This is a genomic window from Sphingomonas sp. ABOLG (genome assembly GCF_003950435.1).
In the GTDB taxonomy this organism is placed as follows: domain Bacteria; phylum Pseudomonadota; class Alphaproteobacteria; order Sphingomonadales; family Sphingomonadaceae; genus Sphingomonas; species Sphingomonas panaciterrae.
The window spans coordinates 43,466-61,843 of record NZ_QQWW01000005.1 but is presented as its reverse complement, the minus strand read 5'-3'; the positions used below and the strand labels follow the sequence as shown (position 1 = coordinate 61,843).

Annotated in this window: 16 protein-coding genes; 9 read left to right on the top strand and 7 right to left on the bottom strand. The window is 66.5% G+C overall.

What is annotated here, in order from left to right; all coding sequences use genetic code 11:
• Positions 1–16 precede the first annotated feature (16 nt).
• From CA236_RS07485 to pdxH, 3 genes are all read right to left on the bottom strand, one after another.
• On the bottom strand, positions 17–814 hold the full coding sequence (locus tag CA236_RS07485) for a PhzF family phenazine biosynthesis protein (RefSeq protein WP_125945140.1): 798 nt from the start codon (positions 812–814) through the stop codon (positions 17–19).
• A gap of 67 nt (positions 815–881) precedes the next feature.
• Positions 882–1,829, bottom strand: a complete 948-nt coding sequence (locus tag CA236_RS07480; RefSeq protein WP_125945139.1) for a cation diffusion facilitator family transporter — start codon at positions 1,827–1,829, stop codon at positions 882–884.
• Entirely contained in the window at positions 1,826–2,404 is a 579-nt protein-coding gene (gene pdxH, locus CA236_RS07475) for a pyridoxamine 5'-phosphate oxidase (RefSeq protein ID WP_125945138.1), read from the bottom strand. The genes CA236_RS07480 and pdxH overlap by 4 nt, the downstream gene beginning before the upstream one ends.
• Positions 2,405–2,491: 87 nt before the next feature.
• On the opposite strand from pdxH, the gene CA236_RS07470 reads away from it, so the two are divergent.
• The 5 genes from CA236_RS07470 to CA236_RS07450 all read left to right on the top strand — a co-directional run bounded on the left by CA236_RS07470 (position 2,492) and on the right by CA236_RS07450 (position 10,685).
• A complete protein-coding gene (locus CA236_RS07470) occupies positions 2,492–3,403 on the top strand; it encodes a Ku protein (RefSeq protein WP_125945137.1) in 912 nt (303 codons plus the stop codon).
• A 33-nt stretch (positions 3,404–3,436) separates the two neighbouring features.
• Positions 3,437–5,920, top strand: coding sequence for a DNA ligase D (ligD, locus tag CA236_RS07465; RefSeq protein ID WP_125945136.1), 2,484 nt, complete (start codon positions 3,437–3,439; stop codon positions 5,918–5,920).
• Between the two features lie 119 nt (positions 5,921–6,039).
• Positions 6,040–8,520, top strand: coding sequence for a circularly permuted type 2 ATP-grasp protein (locus tag CA236_RS07460; protein WP_241212561.1), 2,481 nt, complete (start codon positions 6,040–6,042; stop codon positions 8,518–8,520).
• Positions 8,517–9,407: a transglutaminase family protein gene (locus CA236_RS07455; RefSeq protein WP_046409075.1), complete on the top strand. Its 891-nt coding sequence runs from the start codon at positions 8,517–8,519 to the stop codon at positions 9,405–9,407. Before CA236_RS07460 ends, CA236_RS07455 begins: the two co-directional genes overlap by 4 nt.
• Positions 9,408–9,491: 84 nt before the next feature.
• On the top strand, positions 9,492–10,685 hold the full coding sequence (locus CA236_RS07450) for a multidrug effflux MFS transporter (protein ID WP_046409074.1): 1,194 nt from the start codon (positions 9,492–9,494) through the stop codon (positions 10,683–10,685).
• A 13-nt stretch (positions 10,686–10,698) separates the two neighbouring features.
• Here the strand turns inward: CA236_RS07450 and CA236_RS07445 are convergent, their stop codons facing one another.
• The 3 genes from CA236_RS07445 to CA236_RS07435 all read right to left on the bottom strand — a co-directional run bounded on the left by CA236_RS07445 (position 10,699) and on the right by CA236_RS07435 (position 12,760).
• Positions 10,699–10,998, bottom strand: a complete 300-nt coding sequence (locus CA236_RS07445; RefSeq protein WP_125945135.1) for a hypothetical protein — start codon at positions 10,996–10,998, stop codon at positions 10,699–10,701.
• A gap of 108 nt (positions 10,999–11,106) precedes the next feature.
• Positions 11,107–11,754 (bottom strand): peptidylprolyl isomerase, encoded by a 648-nt coding sequence (locus CA236_RS07440; protein WP_046409072.1) that lies wholly within the window; start codon positions 11,752–11,754, stop codon positions 11,107–11,109.
• A gap of 475 nt (positions 11,755–12,229) precedes the next feature.
• Positions 12,230–12,760 (bottom strand): hypothetical protein, encoded by a 531-nt coding sequence (locus CA236_RS07435; RefSeq protein WP_125945134.1) that lies wholly within the window; start codon positions 12,758–12,760, stop codon positions 12,230–12,232.
• A 98-nt stretch (positions 12,761–12,858) separates the two neighbouring features.
• Between CA236_RS07435 and CA236_RS07430 the strand changes: the two genes are divergently transcribed.
• Positions 12,859–13,233 (top strand): PRC-barrel domain-containing protein, encoded by a 375-nt coding sequence (locus CA236_RS07430; protein ID WP_125945133.1) that lies wholly within the window; start codon positions 12,859–12,861, stop codon positions 13,231–13,233.
• 30 nt (positions 13,234–13,263) lie between these two features.
• On the opposite strand, the gene uvrB is transcribed toward CA236_RS07430, so the two are convergent.
• Complete coding sequence (gene uvrB / locus CA236_RS07425; protein WP_125945132.1) at positions 13,264–15,456, bottom strand: excinuclease ABC subunit UvrB; 2,193 nt, start codon at positions 15,454–15,456, stop codon at positions 13,264–13,266.
• 353 nt (positions 15,457–15,809) lie between these two features.
• On the opposite strand from uvrB, the gene CA236_RS07420 reads away from it, so the two are divergent.
• The 3 genes from CA236_RS07420 to CA236_RS07410 are packed head-to-tail and all read left to right on the top strand — an operon-like array spanning position 15,810 to position 18,337.
• Entirely contained in the window at positions 15,810–16,631 is an 822-nt protein-coding gene (locus CA236_RS07420; protein WP_052742520.1) for a ferredoxin--NADP reductase, read from the top strand.
• Positions 16,632–16,688: 57 nt separating this feature from the next.
• Positions 16,689–18,032 carry an amidohydrolase gene (locus tag CA236_RS07415; protein WP_125945131.1) on the top strand — a complete coding sequence of 448 codons (1,344 nt, stop codon included), beginning with the start codon at positions 16,689–16,691 and terminating at the stop codon, positions 18,030–18,032.
• A complete protein-coding gene (locus tag CA236_RS07410; RefSeq protein WP_125945130.1) occupies positions 18,029–18,337 on the top strand; it encodes a hypothetical protein in 309 nt (102 codons plus the stop codon). Before CA236_RS07415 ends, CA236_RS07410 begins: the two co-directional genes overlap by 4 nt.
• Positions 18,338–18,378 lie beyond the last annotated feature (41 nt).

The following is an 18,378-nucleotide window of genomic DNA, read 5'->3' as shown; positions in this document are numbered from 1 at the left end:
CAGGCGCTGCCACCGATCAGGGCAGCAGATACGTTCCCTCGATCACGGTGACGCACTCGCCGGTCAGCAGGATGCGGTCCCCAGCAACCCGGCAGCCGATCCGGCCACCACGCGCGCTCGCCTGAAACGCGCTGAAGGTGTCGCGGCCAAGCACATCGGCCCAGTAAGGCGCCATCACCGCATGGGCGGAGCCGGTCACCGGATCCTCGGGAATGTCGTAGAAGTCGGTGAAGACGCGGCTGACGATATCCGCGCTCTCACCGCGCGCGGCGACGATATGGACGATCGGCCCCAAAGCCTTGATCGCGCGACCATCGGGCGCGGCGGCGCGCACCGCTGCCTCATCGGCGACGATCACCAACGCATAGCCCTTGTCATGCCACAGCGTCTCCACCGCCTCGACGCCCAGTGCGGCGACGATCGCGTCCAGCGGCTTTGGCTTGGGCCGCCACGCGGGCAGCGCCATCTCATAACCCGCGCCGCGCCGCGCGACCTCCAGCATCCCGGCCTGCCGGGTGGCGAAGCGCACGCGATCGATCGTGGTGTCGGAGGACAGGACGAAATGCCCGCTGGCCAGCGTCGCATGCCCACATAGCGCCACCTCGGCGGCAGGCGTAAACCAGCGCAGTTCAAAATCCGCCGCATCATTCGCCGGCGCTGGCACGATGAAGGCCGTTTCGGACAGGTTGTTCTCCGACGCGATCGCCTGAAGCAACGTGTCGTCGGGCCAGGCCGAAAGCGGCAGCACGGCGGCGGGATTGCCGACGAACGGCGCGTCGGCGAAGGCGTCGATCTGCGCGAACGGGATCCTCATAATGTCCTTTCGTGAAGCGGCCGGGATGCCGCCGGTGCGGCTGCGAACGCCGGATCAGCGGCGAGGTTCAGATACGCTTGCCGAACCAATGCGGCGTCACGTCCGCCTCGACCAGTGGATTGTCGGTATCGACATGCCCCTCCGGATCGAGGTGGATCAGCACCTCCACGCGCGGAAACACGTCGCGCAGTCGGCGTTCGACATTCTCCACGATATCGTGCGCCGCCGCGACGGTCAGCGTGCGATCCACCTCCATGTGGAATTGCGCGAAATCATGCGCGCCGGCCCGCCGGGTGCGGAAATCATGGATCCCGCGGATGCCCGGCTGGCGCGCAGCCACCTCGATGAAGGCGGCGCGTTGATCCTCCGGCCATTCCTTGTCCATCAGCATGTCGATTGCCTGGCTCGATGCCTTGAACGCCCCCCATGCGAGCCACGCGGCAATGGCGATGCCGAAGATCGGATCGGCGCCGGGCACGCTGGCGAACTGATCGAGCACCAGCGCCGCGATCACCGCGACATTGAGCAGGACGTCCGACTGGTAATGGACATTGTCGGCAAGGATCGCGACCGATCCGGTGCGGCGGATGACGCTGCGCTGATAGGCGAGCAGCGCGAAGGTGGCGACGATCGCCGCCACCGACACGCCGATGCCCAGCGTCGCGTCCTGATTGACCTGCGGATTGGTCAGCCGCTCGATCGCGCGCCATGCGATGCCGATCGCCGAGGCAGTGATCAGCACCACCTGGAACAATGCCGCCAGCGCCTCCGCCTTGCCATGGCCGAAACGGTGATCGTGGTCCGCCGGCTCCGCCGCCACCTTGACTCCGTAAAGGGTGACGAGGCTCGCCAGCAGGTCGAGCGCGGTATCGGCCAGCGAGCCGAGCATCGCGACCGATCCGGTGTGCCACGCGGCAAAGCCCTTCAGCGCCAGCAGGAACGCTGCCGTCGCGACGCTCGCCAGGGCGGCGCGCATCGCAAGCGGGATGATCCGGCGGCGTTCGTCGTTGGTCATGGGTAGAGCAAGCCTTCCGTCCACCCCGCTTCTTCACGCGTGAACAATCGACGCTCATGTAGGCGATGCGCGCGATCCTGCCAGAACTCGATGCGATCGGGCACTACGCGATACCCGCCCCAATGCGGCGGGCGCGGCACGTCGCTACCTTCGAACCGGAATTGCATCGCCTCGAACCGCCCCTCGAAGATCGAGCGGGCGGCGAGCGGACGGGATTGTTCGGACGCCCAGGCGCCCAGCTGCGAGTCGCGGCTACGCGAGGCGAAATAGGCGTCGCTCTCGGCGTCGCTCACCCGTTCCACCACGCCCTCGATGCGGATTTGCCGGCGCAGCGACTTCCAGTGGAACAGCAGCGCAGCCTGCATATTCTCCTTCAGGTCGTGCGCCTTGCGGCTCTCGCGATTGGTGTAGAACACGAAGCCATCGGGGCCGTGCCCCTTCAGCAGCACCATGCGCGCGGCAGGCCGCCCGCTGGCATCCGCAGTCGCCAGCGCCATCGCGTTGGGATCATTGGGTTCGCTTTCCTGCGCCTCGGCAAACCAGGCGTCGAACAGGCCGAAGGGGTCGGTGGACATGGTGGCTGCCATAGCACCGGCGATGCGGCGGAACGACTCCCCGCGCCGCGAATTGAATCGGCCTCGCAACGATGAAGGCGGACGATCATGGCGGCACGGGCATATTGGCAAGGGCAGATACGCCTCGCGCTCGTCTCCATCCCGGTGGAAATCTATTCGGCCGTCAAATCGGGCGCGAGCGTCAGCTTTCGCCAGATCCATGAGCCGACCGGCAAGCCGATCAAATATGAAAAGGTGGCCGAGGGCGTCGGGCCGGTCGATGCCGACGACATCATGAAGGGCTATCAGATCGACAAGGGCGAATATGTCCTGCTCGATCAGGACGAGATCGATTCGGTGAAGCTGGAATCGAAGAAGACGCTGGAGCTGACCCAGTTCGTCGACGCGAGCGACATCGACGTCCTGTATTATGAGAAGCCCTATTTCGTCGTGCCGGCGGACGACCTGGCGGAGGAAGCGTTCATCGTGCTGCGCGAGGCGTTGCGGCGGACCAAGAAGGTCGGGCTGGGGCAGCTGGCGATGCGCGGGCGCGAATATGTCGTCAGCCTGAAGCCGTGCGGGCGCGGCATGGTGCTGGAAACCTTGCGCTATGCCGATGAGGTGAACCGGGCGCAGGGCTATTTCCGCGACATTCCCGATGCCAAGCCGGACGAGGAACTGCTCGAACTGGCCGAGGCGCTGATCGAAAAGAAGAGCGCTGCCTTCGACCCCAAGGAGTTCCACGATCGCTATGTCGATGCGCTGAAGGACCTGATCGAGCGCAAGCGCAAGCAGAAGGGCAATCGCAAGATCATCGAGGAGAAGGATGACGGCGGCGGGCGATCCGCCTCCAACGTCGTCGACCTGATGGCCGCGCTGAAGAAATCGATGGAGAAGTCAGGCGGTGCTGGCGCGGCGACCAAGAGCGCGCCGGCCAAGAAGCCCGCCGCCAAGACCGCGTCGCGCACCGCGCCGGCGAAGAAGACGGCCAGCAAGCCGGCGGCGCGCAAACGTGCCTGACCTCATCCTCATGCCGCCGATGGGGGTCACGCCATGAGCAGCGATCCCCTCGCCCTCTACAATGCCAAGCGCGACTTCGCGAAGACGGCCGAGCCCGCCGGCACGTTGGCGCCGGGCAATGGCAACAGCTTCATCGTGCAGAAGCATGATGCGACGCGGCTGCATTGGGATTTCCGGCTCGAACTCGACGGGGTGCTGAAAAGCTGGGCGGTGACGCGCGGGCCGAGCCTTGACCCCAACGAGAAAAGGCTGGCGGTCAGGACCGAGGATCACCCGCTCAGCTATGCAACCTTTGAGGGCACGATCCCCAAGGGCGAATATGGCGGCGGCACGGTGATGCTGTGGGATCGCGGCACCTGGTCGGTGATCAAGGGCAAGTCGCCCGAGGACCTCGAGAAAGGCCACCTTCATTTCGTGCTCGATGGCGAGCGGATGAAGGGCGAATGGCTGCTGATCCGGCTGAAGCCCAGGGGCAAGGAAAAGCGCGAGAACTGGCTGCTGCGCAAGATCGATGATGGCTATGCCGGCGGCACCGACACGTTGGTTGAAACCGCGCTGACCAGCGTCACCACCGACCGCACGATGCAGGAGATCGCCGAGGGTAAGAAACCGAAGAAGGTCGAAAAGGCTCAAGCGAAGAAGAAGGCGCCTGCGTCACGCGGGCGCAGCACGAGCAAAGGCAAGGCGAAAGGCGCACCGCCGGCATTCTCCCCGCCGCAATTGTGCACGCTGGTGGACAGCGTGCCCGACGGGTCTGCGTGGATGCATGAGGTGAAATACGACGGCTATCGCGCGGTGATCGCAGTCGGCGGCGGCACCGCAAAGGTCTATACCCGCAACGGGCTGGACTGGACCGACAAGTTCCAGGCGATCGCCGATGCCGCGGCGGCGCTGCCGGTCGACAGCGCGCTGCTGGACGGCGAGATCGTCGCCTTCAAGGACGGGCGGCCCGACTTCTCCACGCTGAAGAACGCGATCTCCTCCGGCGGCGACATGACCTTCTTCGCCTTCGACCTCATCGAACTGGATGGCGAGGATCTGCGCACGCTCACCAATCTCCAGCGCAAGGAACGGCTGCGGCCGATCATCACCGCCTCCGACCGGCTGCAGTTCAGCGAACATGTCATGGGATCGGGTGAAAAACTGTTCGAGACGATGTGCGCCGAGGGGCTGGAGGGGATCGTCTCCAAACAGGCCGACGCGCCCTATCGCGGGCAGCGCACCAAGGCGTGGGTGAAGGTCAAGTGCACGCGGCGGCAGGAATTCGTGATCGTCGGCTGGACCACGTCCGACAAGGCGCGCGGCTTCCGCTCGCTGCTGCTCGGCGTACATGAGGACGGCAAGCTGCGCTATGCGGGCAAGGTCGGCACGGGGTTCTCCAACGACCTGATGATCGAGCTGAGCGAGAAGCTCGCGAAGCTGGAGCGCAAGACGCCGACCGTCGAGGTGCCCAAGAATCTTGGACGCGCCGCGGTGAAGGGCGCGCATTGGGTGACGCCCAAGCTGGTCGCCGAAATCGCCTTCACCGAGACCACGCCGGACAAGCTGCTGCGCCACCCGAGCTTCCTCGGGCTGCGCGGTGACAAGGATGCCAAGGACGTGGTGATCGAACAGCCGCAGGCCCCGCCCGCCGCCGCCCCCACCGACGTTCCGGCGACCAGCATCAAGGTCAGCAGCCGGGACCGGCTGATCTTTCCCGAATCGAAAGTCACCAAGGGCGATCTGGCCAATCATTATGCTGAGGTGGCCGGAATCATGCTGCCCTGGGCCGGGCGGCGGCCGATCAGCCTCGTTCGGTGCCCGCAGGGACGCGCCCGAAAATGCTTCTTCCAGAAGCATGACGCCGGCTCGTTCGGCGATCACGTCCATCAGGTGCCGATCACCGAGAAGGACGGATCGACCGAAAATTACCTCTGGGTCGACGATGCCGACGGCCTCGTCGCCTGCGTGCAGATGGGCACGATCGAGTTCCATGGCTGGGGATCGACGGTCGACCATCTGGAGCAGCCCGACCGGCTGGTGTTCGACCTCGACCCCGACGAGGGCCTCGATTTTGGCGACACCAAGAAGGCGGCCGAGCATCTGAAAAACCAGCTCGCCGAGCTTGGCCTCACCAGCTTCCCGATGCTGTCCGGGGGCAAGGGGGTGCATGTGGTCGTGCCGCTCACTCCCGATGCCGAATGGCCGGCGGTGAAGAGCTTCGCCGATCGCTTCGCCCGCGCGCTGGCTCAGGCCGAGCCCGACCGCTTCGTCGCGACGATGAGCAAGGCGAAGCGCAAGGGCCGGATCTTCATCGACTGGCTGAGGAACCAGCGGGGCGCCACGGCGATCATGCCCTATGCGGCGCGTGCACGTGCCGGCGCGCCCGTTGCAGCGCCGGTTTCCTGGACCGAATTGCGCGACATCGACAGCGCCGCGCGCTGGCATGTCAAGGACGCGGCTGAACTGATCGAACGCGCGGGCAGCCGTGCGCTCGCCGGATGGGGGGTGGCCGAGCAGACATTGCCGGACCTGTGACGCCATGGCCTTTGCGCCCGCGCGCTTCCATCCGATCCCCCCTTCCCCGCAGCACCGATTTCATATTGCGCCGCCACAAGGCCCCGCTAGGGTCCGCGCCGCGCAGGAGCCCCATCGTCTTGGCGACACAGCCCGCCCTTTTTGATCCCTATACCAACGCGCGTCGCTGGATCGACGATTACCGCGCGCATGTCGCCAGCGGCGGCGACGTGCTGTGCGGCGGCGACGAGACGCCGTGGCTGGCGATGTTCGAGGAACTGGCGACGCTGGTCGGCGATGACCTGGCGCACGCCCGCGAACGCGTGCAGCGCCACGCCGCGGACATCGGCACGGGATTTCGCGTGACCGGCGAGAATGAGGAGCGCCCCTGGCCTCTGTCCCCGGTCCCGCTGCTGATCGAGGGCGACGAATGGGCCGCGATCGAACGCGGGATCGTGCAGCGTGCCGACCTGTTCGAGACCATCCTTGCCGATCTGTACGGCGAGGCAAAGCTGGTCGCGCGCGGGCTGGTCCCCGCCGCGCTGGTGGCGGGCAGCCCGTTCTTCCTGCGCCCGCTCGTCGGCCTGCCGCCACCGGGCGGCCACCAGCTTCACTTCATGGCCGTGGACCTGGGACGCGGGCCGACCGGCGAATGGCGGGTGCTGGCCGATCATCTTCGCACGCCATCGGGTGCGGGCTATGCGCTGGAAAACCGCCTGGCGGTCAGCCGCACGCTCGGCGGCCTTCAGGCGCGGCTCAATGTCGCGCGCCATGCGCCCTTCTTTGCCGCATTTCGCGACGGCCTCGCCGCATCGTGCAACCGCACCGATCCCCGCATCGGCCTGCTGACCCCGGGAAATTACACCGTCAGTTATCCCGAGCAGGCACATCTTGCCCGCTACCTCGGCCTGCTGCTGGTGGAGGGCGCTGATCTCGCCGCGCTGGAGGACAAGGTCTATGTCCGCACCATCGGCGGGCTGAAGAGGATCGACGCTCTGTGGCGCCGGATCGACGCGCGCTTCCTCGACCCGCTCGCCTTCGACACCCATTCGCAGATCGGCGTGCCCGGCCTGATCGACGCTTATGCCGCCGGCAATGTCGTGCTGGCGAACGCACCCGGTGTCGGGGTGCTGGAGGCGCCCGCCTGGCACGCATTCCTGCCGCAATTGTGCCTTCGCCTGACCGGCGCCAGCCTCAGCCTGCCCAATATCGCGACCTGGTGGTGCGGCCAGCCCTCCGAATGTGCGCGGGTGGAGGAGGATCTCGACAATCTGCTCATCGCGCCGGCCTTTGGCGGCGGGACGCTGGGCTTGCCCACCGACAGCGCCGTCGCGGGAAGCGATCTCGATGCCGCACAACGCACGGCGCTGCGCGCCGATCTGGCGCGTCGCCCGCAGGATTATGTCGGGCAGGAGATCGTCCGGCTTTCCACCATGCCGGTCGTCGCCGGTGACACCCTGGTATCGCGCCCCTTCACGCTGCGTGTCTTTGCCGCGCGCGGCGCGGACGGCCGCTGGGTCGTGCTGCCGGGCGGCTTCGCCCGAATCGCCGAGCATCCCGATCCACGCGCGGCGGTGATGGGCGAGGGCATCTGGTCGGCCGACGTGGTGGTGCACGGGAACACGCCGGTCGATCCCGTGTCGCTGCTGCCACCAACCGACACCCAGCATATCCGCCGCAATCCCGGCACCTTGCCGAGCCGCGTGGCGGACAATTTCTTTTGGCTGGGTAGGTATCTGGAACGCGGCGAGGCGCTGCTGGCGGTGATCCGCGTGATGCTGGGCAATTCGATCGACGCCGATGGCGGCGCGGCGCTGAGCAGCGACACGATCGGGCGGCTGGCGGGACTGATCGCCAGCACCGGCGCCGCGCCGCGCCCGTCCAGCCACAAGCGGGCGGACCTGACCCAGATGGCGCGGCATGCGATGGAATCGGTTGGCCAGGGCTGGCAATCGGTCGCGGAGATCAACCTGCACGCACGGCGGATCGGCAACAATTCGCGTGACCGGTTGTCGGCGGACATGGTGCGGCTGCTCGACGCGCCCTTCCCCACCCATCGCGGGACGCTGGATCGCGCGGGGTCGCTTCAGCGGCGCTACGCGGCGATCGCCGGCCTGTCGGCGGAACATATGAGCCGCACCGCGGCCTGGCGGTTCCACGATCTCGGTCGGCGGATCGAGCGCGCACTGGCCATGGTCCGCGCTCTCCTGACCTTTGGCCTCGCGGGATCCTCGCTCGATGATCTGTCGACCTTGCTCGACCTCGCCGACAGCCAGATCAGCTATCGCCAGCGCTATCTGACCGGCCTCGCACGCGTGCCGGTGGTCGATCTGGTCGCGCTCGACACGGGCAACCCGCGCTCGCTCGCCTTTCAGGTGGAGCGCATCTGGGAGCATCTTTGTGCGTTGCCGGTGCTGAACGACGACGGCATGGCGGAGGAGCAGCAGCAACAGGCAACCGAGCTGAAGGCGATCGTATCGAGCGCCCGCGCCGGAACGCTCGACGGCAAGATGCTGAGCGAGCTGGAGGCGCGGCTGATCGGCCTCTCCAACGAGATTGCCCGGCGCTATTTCCTGCAAGGGGCGGAGCCGCTGCGCGCCGGCGGGCTGACGCTGGCATGATCTACGACATCACCCATGTCACCCGGTTCGACTATGGTGCGCCGGTGCGCTTCGCGCGCTGCAACCTGCGGCTCGAGCCGATCGACTGGCCGGGACAAAGGCTGGAATCGTACATGCTGCGCGTCACGCCATCGGGCCGGACCACCCCGGCGCGGGCAGAGGCGGGGCTCGCCAATGTCACGCGCCTCACGATCGACGTGCCGGTCCAGCGGCTGACGATCGAGAGCTGCGCACGCATGACGGTAGACCGTCCGGTGCCGATGCTGGCGCCGGGCGATCCGACGCTGGGCGAGATAGCCGCCATGGCGCGCGACAGCCGCGACCTGTCACCCGCGGGGCCGCCAAGCTATCTCTTCCCCTCGCCGCTGATCCCGCTCGATCGCCAGATCGCCGATTATTGCGCGCCCGATCTTGCCCCCTCGCGCAACGCGCTGGAAGCGGGCATTGCGTTGGCGCAGCGGATCCAGCGCGAGTTCGAATTTGATCCCGCCGCGACGCTGGTCGACACGCCGCCGCACGAGGCGTTCCTGAAGCGGCGCGGCGTATGCCAGGATTTCGCGCAGATCATGATCACCGGCCTGCGCGCGGCGGGTCTGCCGGCAGCCTATGCCTCGGGCTATATCCGCACGCTGCCACCGCCCGGGCAGGAGCGGCTGGTGGGCGCGGATGCGACGCATGCCTGGGTGCTGTTATGGTGCGGTCCGGTGCGTGGCTGGATCGGCGTCGACCCGACCAACGGCATCTGGATGGCCAGCGACCATATCATCACCGCGGTCGGCCGCGATTATGCCGAAATCGCCCCTGTCGACGGTGTCGTGCTGGGATCGGGGGCGCAGAAGATGGAGGTTTCCGTCGACGTTGCCCCATTGGCTGAAGGCGAGGAATAGCGCCTCGCCCGCCATCCACCGCTTGTCCTCCTGCCGTACCTTCCCGATAGGCCCTGCATGAACACCCACCCTGCTCCCGCCGGCATGCATCCGCGCGAATTCGTGGCCTTTGTCGCCGCGGTGATGGCAGTCAACGCATTCGGCGTCGACCTGATGCTGCCGGCGCTCGCCGACATCGGCCGTGACCTGTCGATCATGGAAGCGAACCATCGGCAGTGGATCATCACCGTCTATATGGTGGGGTTCGGGGCGGGGCAGCTGGTGTATGGCCCGCTCGCGGACCGGTATGGCCGGCGGCCGATCCTGCTGGTGACGCTGGCGGGATTCACCGCCGCGAGCATCTTTGCCGCCAGTTCGACAACCTTTGCCGCCCTGCTCTTCGCGCGGCTGCTGCAGGGGTTGATGTCCGCCTCCACCCGCGTGCTGGCGGTCGCCATCGTGCGCGACGGATCGTCCGGGCGGCAGATGGCGCGCACCATGTCAGTTGCGCAGATGATCTTCTTCCTGGTGCCGATCCTGGCGCCGACGCTGGGACAGTTGCTGCTCGCCTTCGGGCCATGGCGCTTCATCTTCTACGTGCTCGGCGGCTTTGCGGCGTTCGTCCTGGCGTGGAGCGCGGTGCGCCTGCCCGAGACGCTGCCCATCGCACGGCGGCGGGCGATCTCGCTGGAGGCGCTGCGCGGCAGCTATCATCTGACGCTCACCAACCGCTATTCGCTGGGCTATGCGATCGCCGCCTCGCTCACTTTTGGCGGGATCATCGCCTTCGTGTCGCTGTCGCAGCAGATCTTTGTCGATGAGTTCGATGCGGGCGATCGCTTCACCATGTTGTTCGCGCTGTGCGCCTGCGCGATGGGAGCGGCCTCCTTCCTCAACAGCCGACTGGTCGAACGGCTGGGCACGCGGCTCATCTCGCAAAGCGCGGTGCTGGCGCTGATCGCGCTTTCGATCGTCCATGTCGCCGTGGTGCTCGCGGGGTGGGAGACGCTGGCCAGCTATGTCTTCTTCCAGGCGCTCAGCATGACCTGCATCGGCCTGTGCGGCGCCAATTTCGGCGCCATGGCGATGGAGCCGGTCGGGCATATCGCCGGCACCGCGTCGTCGCTGCAGGGCTTCATCACCAGCATTGGCGCGGTGATCGTGGGGACGCTGATCGGCCAGTCCTATGCCGGCACCACCACGCCGCTGGCGATCGGCTATCTGTGCATCGGCCTGATCGTGCTGGGCATCATCTGGGTCGTGGAGGAAGGGCAGCTGTTCCGCGCCCGCATGTCATAGCGGGCGCGCGCGATCAGGCGTCCTCGCGGCGCGCGTAGAGGGGCGCGGCAAGCGCATGGATCAGCTGGTCCTCGGCAGGATTGCGGTTCGCGCTGGTGATGAAGAACAGCTGCTGCTCGCGTGCCGGCCCGCTGTCCCCATCATGCGCGTCATCAATGAGGGGATCGGCCTCCTCATAGCGCGGACGAGGCGGAGGAACGAAGGCGGTGACGGGGTCCGCTTCCTCGTAGCAAAGCCCGAAGGGGCGCTGCGAACCGGCCGTGCCGTAGCGGAAGGACGTGACCGATCCGGCCATATGATCGCCGTACTGCATGACGATTGCTAGGTCAGCGTCACTGCCATAGCAACGTCAAAGTACCGTTATATCGTCCAGCTTGCGACGAGCGGAGTGGCGCGCTGTCCTGACGGTGGCGCGTGGGGCCTAGCCGTCCTTGCGCCCTTCCAGCACCCAGGGCCGGGGGCGTCCCGTCGGCTTCGCTTTGCCGTCGAGCCGCACCGCGCGCTTCACGTAGATCGGCTTCATCAACAGCGTGCCGTTCATGCCGCCGCCCGTAGGCTGCGCCAGGATCTTCTTCACCACCGCCTGTCCGGCGACGACGCGGCCGAAGGCGGCATAGCCGGGATTGTCGGGCTTCCAGTCCATCCAGGGCATGGCCCCGACCGAGATGAACCAATTGCCGTTGGCCGAACCCGGCGGGCCGCGCCGCGCCATCGAGATGGTCATGTCGAGATGCTTGATCCCGGTCTTCTTGGTCGATTCATGCGGAATCATGTCGAGGAAGCGGCGGGCATCGGTGCGGATGCCCGACTGGATGAAGCCGAACTGCGGCGCCTTCTTGTTGCGTGCGACACGGTAGAAGCTGACGCCATCGAAACGGCCGTCATCGACATATTTCATGAAATTCGCGGTGGTCTCCGGCGCCCGCTTTGCGTTCAGCGCCAGCGTGATCGGCCCGAGCGCCGTTTCCAGCCGCACCCGCACATAGCCGGGGGTCGCCCGATCTGCGCGCTGTGCCGCCGCGGGGAAGGCTAGGCCGAGGCCGAGAAGCAGGAGAAGGAGAGCACGCATCGATGCGCCGTGTAGCGGCCAAGCGTGGGAAGCTCCACCGTTGGTGCGTCTCCGCGCGGCATGGCGGTCGCGCGGTGCGGCGTCCTGCACGTCCACAGGCACCTTGCGGAAGCGTCAGATATGAGAAGAGGTTGCCGGGCACCCTTTCGGACAACCCGACAACCCCTAAACATGGTCAGCGGCCGGAGAGCTCCAGCCCGGGAGACCATGCGGGCCTCTGAATGCTACGGCGTCCGACGTTGGTTGGAGGGGGATACCTCCCGTCGAAGCGTCACAGGATCAGAAGCGCGTCCCCCGAACGAACTGAACCGACCCCATTGCTGAACCATGAGACATCGGATCACCTCCTTTCGCTGGTTGATAACGAGCGTGACCTTGTCAGCCACATCCGCAATCTGAATCCTTTATCGACCAGAAACAAGACTTGTTTTCAGTGCCGCTTCGCACGATCCTTCGCGCCCCGCCGCGGATCGGATCAACCCCGGCAATCCTCGATCACGCGGCCGACTTCGGCATAGGGCGGAACCACCAGCGTCCGCGCGCCCGGCTGCTCGATCGCGACCCGCCCGCGGCTGAACGCCATGGCATCCAGCAACGGCTCGCGCGCGGTGAACACCGCCTGCGCAGAGGGGGCGGAGCCGGTCGACACCTGGACCGGAACGGCGCGGGTCGCGCTGCTGGTGCGGATCGTCATCGCGCCCGGCAGCGCGCCGGGCCGCGACAGGACGAGGCGGCGACCCGCCAGGTCACAGCGCAGCGACAACAGGGGCGCGCCGTTGGCCGGCCCGAACACCGCGCGCGTGCCGCCGCTTTCGCGGGCATAGCGCCAGGTTCCGGGCGTCAACGGCCAATCCTGCCAGTCGGCCGCCAGCGGCGCCGGTTTGGGCGGCGGCGGCGGCGGGGTGGTGACCGGCGGCCGCGGCGGCGGGGGAGCATCGGCCGGCGGGGCGACGCAGGCCGCCATGCTGATCGGGAGAAGAAGGGCGGCGGCAGGCAGAAGGCGCATGGCCTACCCTAGCGCGCACCGGCGCCCCGGCTCAACCGGAACCGCCGCGCGGGACCATCGGTTCAGCGAAACACCATTCGCCCGACCGGGAGACAATGATGAGCACCGCCGACACGCCGACCACTCTTGCCCTGATCGAAGCGACGCTCGTCTCCACCGTAAAGGTCGAAAGTCGCGACGGCGACAAGATCGGGACGGTGCAGTCGTTCCTGACCCATAAGGTCAGCGGGCGCGTGACCCATGCGGTGCTGAGCCTCGGCGGGTTCCTGGGCATGGGGAAAAGCTATTATGCCCTGCCCTTCTCGCTGTTGAGCTTTGATCCCGTCCGCGACCTATATGTGGTGACGATCGACCGCCGCATGCTCGAAGGCGGGCCGAGCTGGGCCAGCAATGCACCGCATTTCGACCAGGCCTATGCCGATCGCGTCGCCGGCTATTACGGGGTAAGCGGCGAAGACCTGACGCTTCGATAGGGCTTTGCCGGCGGCGGCGGGGGGCGCGCCCTACCGCCGCTTCGCCATCCTGATCGCCTGCTGCTTGCCAAAGCGCGTCTTGCGCGTGCCCGGCTTGCCCTCGTTGCTGCGGCCCATCAGCGGCGCCGTGTGCTCCTGCACCGGCAGGCCAAGCTCCTCCTGCTCCAGCGCACGGATCTCGTCGCGCAGGCGGCCGGCTTCCTCGAACTCCAGGTCGGACGCGGCCTTGCGCATCTTCTTCTCGAGTTCCTCGATATAGGCGCGCAGATTGTGGCCCACCATGTGCGGCCGCTGCTCGTCGCCGGTATCGACCAAGACGCTGTCCTGGTTCGACACGTGCGCAATGATATCGCCGATGTTGCGCTTGATCGTGGTCGGCGTGATGCCGTGCTCGCGGTTATACGCTTCCTGCTTCTCGCGACGCCGCGCCGTCTCGTTCATCGCCCGCTCCATCGAGCCGGTGATGCGGTCGGCATAGAGGATCACGCGGCCGTCGACGTTGCGCGCCGCGCGCCCGATCGTCTGGATCAGCGACGTCTCGGAACGCAGGAAACCTTCCTTGTCGGCATCCATGATGCACACCAACCCGCATTCAGGGATGTCGAGGCCTTCGCGGAGCAGGTTGATGCCGATCAGCACGTCATAGACGCCAAGCCGGAGGTCACGGATCAGTTCGATACGCTCCAGCGTCTCGACGTCGGAGTGCATGTAGCGGACCTTCACGCCCGCCTCGTGCATATATTCGGTCAGATCCTCCGCCATCCGCTTGGTCAGCGTGGTGACCAGGGTGCGGTAGCCGAGCTCCGCGGTCTTGCGGCATTCGACGATGCAATCCTGCACCTGTTCCTCGACCGGACGGATCTCGACCGGCGGATCGATCAGGCCGGTGGGGCGGATGACCTGTTCGGCGAAGACGCCGCCGGTCTGCTCCATCTCCCAATGGCCCGGCGTCGCCGAGACGCTGACCGTCTGCGGGCGCATCGCATCCCATTCGTTGAAGCGCAGCGGGCGGTTGTCGATACAGCTCGGCAGCCGGAAGCCATATTCGGCCAGTGTGATCTTCCGCCGATGGTCGCCGCGCGCCATCGCGCCGATCTGCGGCACCGTCTGGTGGCTCTCGTCGACGAACAGCAATGCGTTCTCGGGCAGATATTCGAACAAGGTGGGCGGCGGCTCGCCGGGCAGGCGTCCAGTGAGGAAGCGGCTGTAATTCTCGATCCCGTTGCAGCTGCCGGTGGCGGCGATCATCTCGAGGTCGAAATTGGTGCGCTGCTCCAGCCGCTGATGCTCCAGCAGCTTGCCCTCCGCCTCCAGCTCCTTCAGCCGCTCCGCCAGTTCGTGGCGGATCGCCTCGGTCGCCTGCTTCATCGTCGGCCCGGGGGTCACATAGTGCGAGTTCGCATAGACGCGCACCGAGTTCATGCTCGCCGCCTTCTTGCCGGTCAGCGGGTCGAACTCGACGATCTCCTCGATGTCATCACCGAAGAAGCTGATCCGCCACGCCGCATCCTCGAGGTGGCTGGGGAAGATTTCCAGATTGTCGCCCTTCACGCGGAAATTGCCGCGCTGGAACGCTGCATCGTTGCGCTTGTACTGAAGCGCGACGAGCTTCCGCACGATCTCGCGCTGGTCGACCGTCTGGCCCTTCTTCAGGTCGAAGATCATCGCCGAATAGGTTTCGACCGAACCGATACCGTAGAGGCACGAGACGGAGGCGACGATCAGTACGTCGTCCCGCTCCAGCAGCGATCGGGTGGCCGAATGGCGCATCCGGTCGATCGCCTCGTTCACCGAGCTTTCCTTCTCGATGTACGTGTCCGACCGGGGGACATACGCCTCGGGCTGATAATAATCGTAATAGCTGACGAAATACTCGACGGCATTTTCCGGGAAGAAGCTCTTGAACTCCCCGTAGAGCTGCGCCGCCAGGATCTTGTTCGGCGCGAGGATCAACGCGGGGCGCTGCAACTCCTCGATCACCTTCGCCATGGTGAAGGTCTTGCCCGAGCCGGTGACGCCCAGCAGCACCTGATCCTTCTCGCCCGCCAGCGCGGCATCGACCAGTTCGCGGATCGCGGTCGGCTGGTCGCCGGCGGGCTGGTAATCGGACACCAGCTTGAACGGCTTGCCGCCCTCCACCTTCTCCGGGCGCTGCGGCCGATGGGGAACGAAATTCTCGCCGGTTTCGGGTTCAGCAAGCGAGGTACGGATCTGGATCGCCATTGCGGCAATATGGGGGCGAGGGGTGCGGCGCGGAAGAGCAATGCTGCTGCTGTCGTGCTGGTCGGCGCGTTGCACTCCGACCGTGCTTCACCTACTTGAGCGGTCGTTGGCGCGCCCCGGGCAGAAGTGTCTGAGGCTGCGCAGGATCGTCAGGCGCTGACCATGGCTCGCCCCCTGCATGATGCAGGGGCCGTGCGCGTGGCCGGCTTTTCGTGCCGTCAGCTTTTCTTGCTTGCGGCGGGGGCGCAGGACGACGACGTTGTTGGTAACCCGAGTGGCGGTCAGGTGTTGAAGACTGCCGATGTTTGGATGGCGCCGCCAGTCGCACCAGGCGCCATCAAGGAGCGAGATCGTTGACCGTACTTGCAGAACCGAAGTTGATTCCCGACCACAAGGCCTTCCTGACGGTCAACGTGAAATGGGTGCGCCACTGGAACGAGCATCTGTTCAGCTTCGCGGTGGATCGCCCGTCGTCGCTGCGCTTCCGCTCGGGCGAATTCATCATGATCGGCCTGCCCGGCGAGGATGATTCGGCCAAGCCGATCATGCGCGCTTATTCGATCGCCAGCCCGTCCTATGCCGATGAACTCGAATTCCTGTCGATCAAGGTGCAGGACGGCCCGCTGACCGGCCGGCTGCAGATGATCCAGCCGGGCGACCAGCTGTATATGGGCAAGAAGCCGACCGGCACGCTGGTCTGCGACGCGCTGCTGGGTGGCGAGCGGCTGTGGCTGCTGTCGACCGGCACCGGTCTTGCCCCGTTCCTGAGCCTCGCGCGCGACCCGGAAGTGTACGAGCGCTTCAACCAGGTGATCGTCGTTCACGGCGTGCGCCGGGTGAACGACTTGGCGTTCCGCGAAGAGCTGGGCGCGCGGCTGGCGGACGATCCGCTGGTCGGCGACCAGGCAGCGGAGCAGTTCCACTATATCCCCACCGTCACGCGTGAGGAGTTCGAGACCAAGGGCCGGATCACCGATCTGATCGCCGACGGTCGCCTGTTCGCGCCGCCGGTGACCGGCCCGGCGAAGTTCGATCCGGAAACCGACCGCGTCATGCTGTGCGGATCGACCGCGATGATCCGCGAGACGGCGCAGATGCTGGAACAGCTCGGCATGACCGAGGGGTCGAACGCCAATCCCGGCCAGTTCGTGATCGAACGCGCCTTCGTCGACTAAACGCGCTTCACCCCCGCGGCGCGGCGGCTATGCTGCAGGCGACAAGAGGGGAATAGAATGCGCCGTTTGATTGTTGCCGCACTGCTTTGCGCCGTCGCCACGCCCGTGGCGGCGGCGCCCGATTATCAGGCCCAGATCAAGGCCGATTACGACCGCGACCTCGGCAAATTGTGGGACCAGTTCCATCGCAATCCCGAACTGTCGTTCCGCGAGACCAAGACGGCGGCCGCGATCGCGGCGGAGCTGCGCAAGATCGCGGGCATGCAGGTGACCGAGAAGGTCGGCCAGACCGGCGTGGTCGGCGTGCTGAAGAACGGGCCCGGCCCGGTGGTGCTTCTCCGCGCGGACATGGATGGCCTGCCGGTGCAGGAAAAGTCTGGGCTGCCCAATGCCTCCACCGTGCGCCAGATCGGCGTCGACGGCGTCGAGGTGCCGGTGATGCACGCCTGCGGACATGACACCCATATCGTCGGCCTGATCGCCACCGCGCGCCGCCTCGCCGCGATGACCGATCGGTGGAAGGGCATGGTGGTGTTCGTCGCGCAGCCGGCCGAGGAGCGGATCGCTGGCGCCAAGGCGATGGTGGCCGACGGCCTCTACACCCGCTTCCCCAAGCCCGATTACGCGCTGGCCTATCACGTCGATGCCAGCATGGAGACGGGCAAGATCGCGGCCAGCGAGACGATCCAATATTCCTCGTCCGATTCGATCGACATCGTCGTGCCCGGGGTCGGCGCGCATGGCGCCAGCCCCAATACCGGCAAGGACCCGGTCTATATGGCGTCGCAGATCGTGATCGCGCTGCAGGGGCTGGTCAGCCGCGAACGGGCGCCGCTGCTCCCCGGCGTCATCACCGTGGGTTCGTTCCACGCCGGGCTGAAGCACAATATCATCAGCGACGAGGCGAAGCTGCAGGTCACCGTGCGCGCCAATGACGAGGCGACGCGCGCGCAACTGGTCAACGGGATCAAGCGGATCGCGCGCGGCGTTGGCATCATGAACGGCATGCCGGAGGACAAGATGCCCGTGGTGACCCAGATCGAGGGAACGCCCACCACGATCAACGACACGCCGCTCGCCCGCCGGCTGAACGCGGTGATGGTCGACACGCTGGGCGCCGCCAACGTCGTGCCGTTCCAGCAGATGGGCATGGGGGCAGAGGATTTTGCCTATTTCGTCCAGCCCGATACCGGCGTGAAGGGCTATTACATCGCGGTCGGCGGCACGCCGCGCGCGGCGCTAGAGGCCGCGCGCAACGGCGGACCGGCCGTCGCGTCACACCATTCGCCGCTGTTCAAGATCACGCCCGAACCGGTGGTGGTGACCGGCGCGACTGCGATGACGGCGGCGGTGCTCGATCTGCTGAAGCCGGGCGCAACGGCAGCGGGAGCGGCGCAATGAAGCGCGCCGCCCTGCTTCTGCTGGCGCTGGGCGGGTGCGAAGTTGCACCTGATCGGGGAGAGGTGGAGCGCGTGCGCGCGGGTACCGAAGCGGTGCGCCAGCAGTTGCGCGAGCCGGAAAGCGCGCAGTTCAAAGGCGTCATCGCGCATGGCGACGCGGTCTGCGGCGAAGTGAACGCCAGCGTCGGCATGGGCCGCACCGGCTATGAACGGTTTATCGTCAAGGCGGGCAAGGTGACGCTCGCCTCGCAGCTGCGCACCGATGCTGACATGGACGCCCGCTGGAAGGCGGATTGCGGCGGGTAAGGGGATGACGGGGGATCAGGCCGGATACGCTGGCCTGATCC

Excerpts from the sequence above, each read along its gene's own strand:
- CA236_RS07485 (WP_125945140.1), bottom strand. The coding sequence starts at position 814 with ATGAGGATCCCGTTCGCGCAGATCGACGCCTTCGCCGACGCGCCGTTC.
- CA236_RS07480 (WP_125945139.1), bottom strand. The coding sequence starts at position 1,829 with ATGACCAACGACGAACGCCGCCGGATCATCCCGCTTGCGATGCGCGCC.
- pdxH (WP_125945138.1), bottom strand. The coding sequence starts at position 2,404 with ATGTCCACCGACCCCTTCGGCCTGTTCGACGCCTGGTTTGCCGAGGCG.
- CA236_RS07470 (WP_125945137.1), top strand. The coding sequence starts at position 2,492 with ATGGCGGCACGGGCATATTGGCAAGGGCAGATACGCCTCGCGCTCGTC.
- ligD (WP_125945136.1), top strand. The coding sequence starts at position 3,437 with ATGAGCAGCGATCCCCTCGCCCTCTACAATGCCAAGCGCGACTTCGCG.
- CA236_RS07455 (WP_046409075.1), top strand. The coding sequence starts at position 8,517 with ATGATCTACGACATCACCCATGTCACCCGGTTCGACTATGGTGCGCCG.
- CA236_RS07450 (WP_046409074.1), top strand. The coding sequence starts at position 9,492 with ATGCATCCGCGCGAATTCGTGGCCTTTGTCGCCGCGGTGATGGCAGTC.
- CA236_RS07445 (WP_125945135.1), bottom strand. The coding sequence starts at position 10,998 with ATGCAGTACGGCGATCATATGGCCGGATCGGTCACGTCCTTCCGCTAC.
- CA236_RS07440 (WP_046409072.1), bottom strand. The coding sequence starts at position 11,754 with ATGCGTGCTCTCCTTCTCCTGCTTCTCGGCCTCGGCCTAGCCTTCCCC.
- CA236_RS07435 (WP_125945134.1), bottom strand. The coding sequence starts at position 12,760 with ATGCGCCTTCTGCCTGCCGCCGCCCTTCTTCTCCCGATCAGCATGGCG.
- CA236_RS07430 (WP_125945133.1), top strand. The coding sequence starts at position 12,859 with ATGAGCACCGCCGACACGCCGACCACTCTTGCCCTGATCGAAGCGACG.
- uvrB (WP_125945132.1), bottom strand. The coding sequence starts at position 15,456 with ATGGCGATCCAGATCCGTACCTCGCTTGCTGAACCCGAAACCGGCGAG.
- CA236_RS07415 (WP_125945131.1), top strand. The coding sequence starts at position 16,689 with ATGCGCCGTTTGATTGTTGCCGCACTGCTTTGCGCCGTCGCCACGCCC.
- CA236_RS07410 (WP_125945130.1), top strand. The coding sequence starts at position 18,029 with ATGAAGCGCGCCGCCCTGCTTCTGCTGGCGCTGGGCGGGTGCGAAGTT.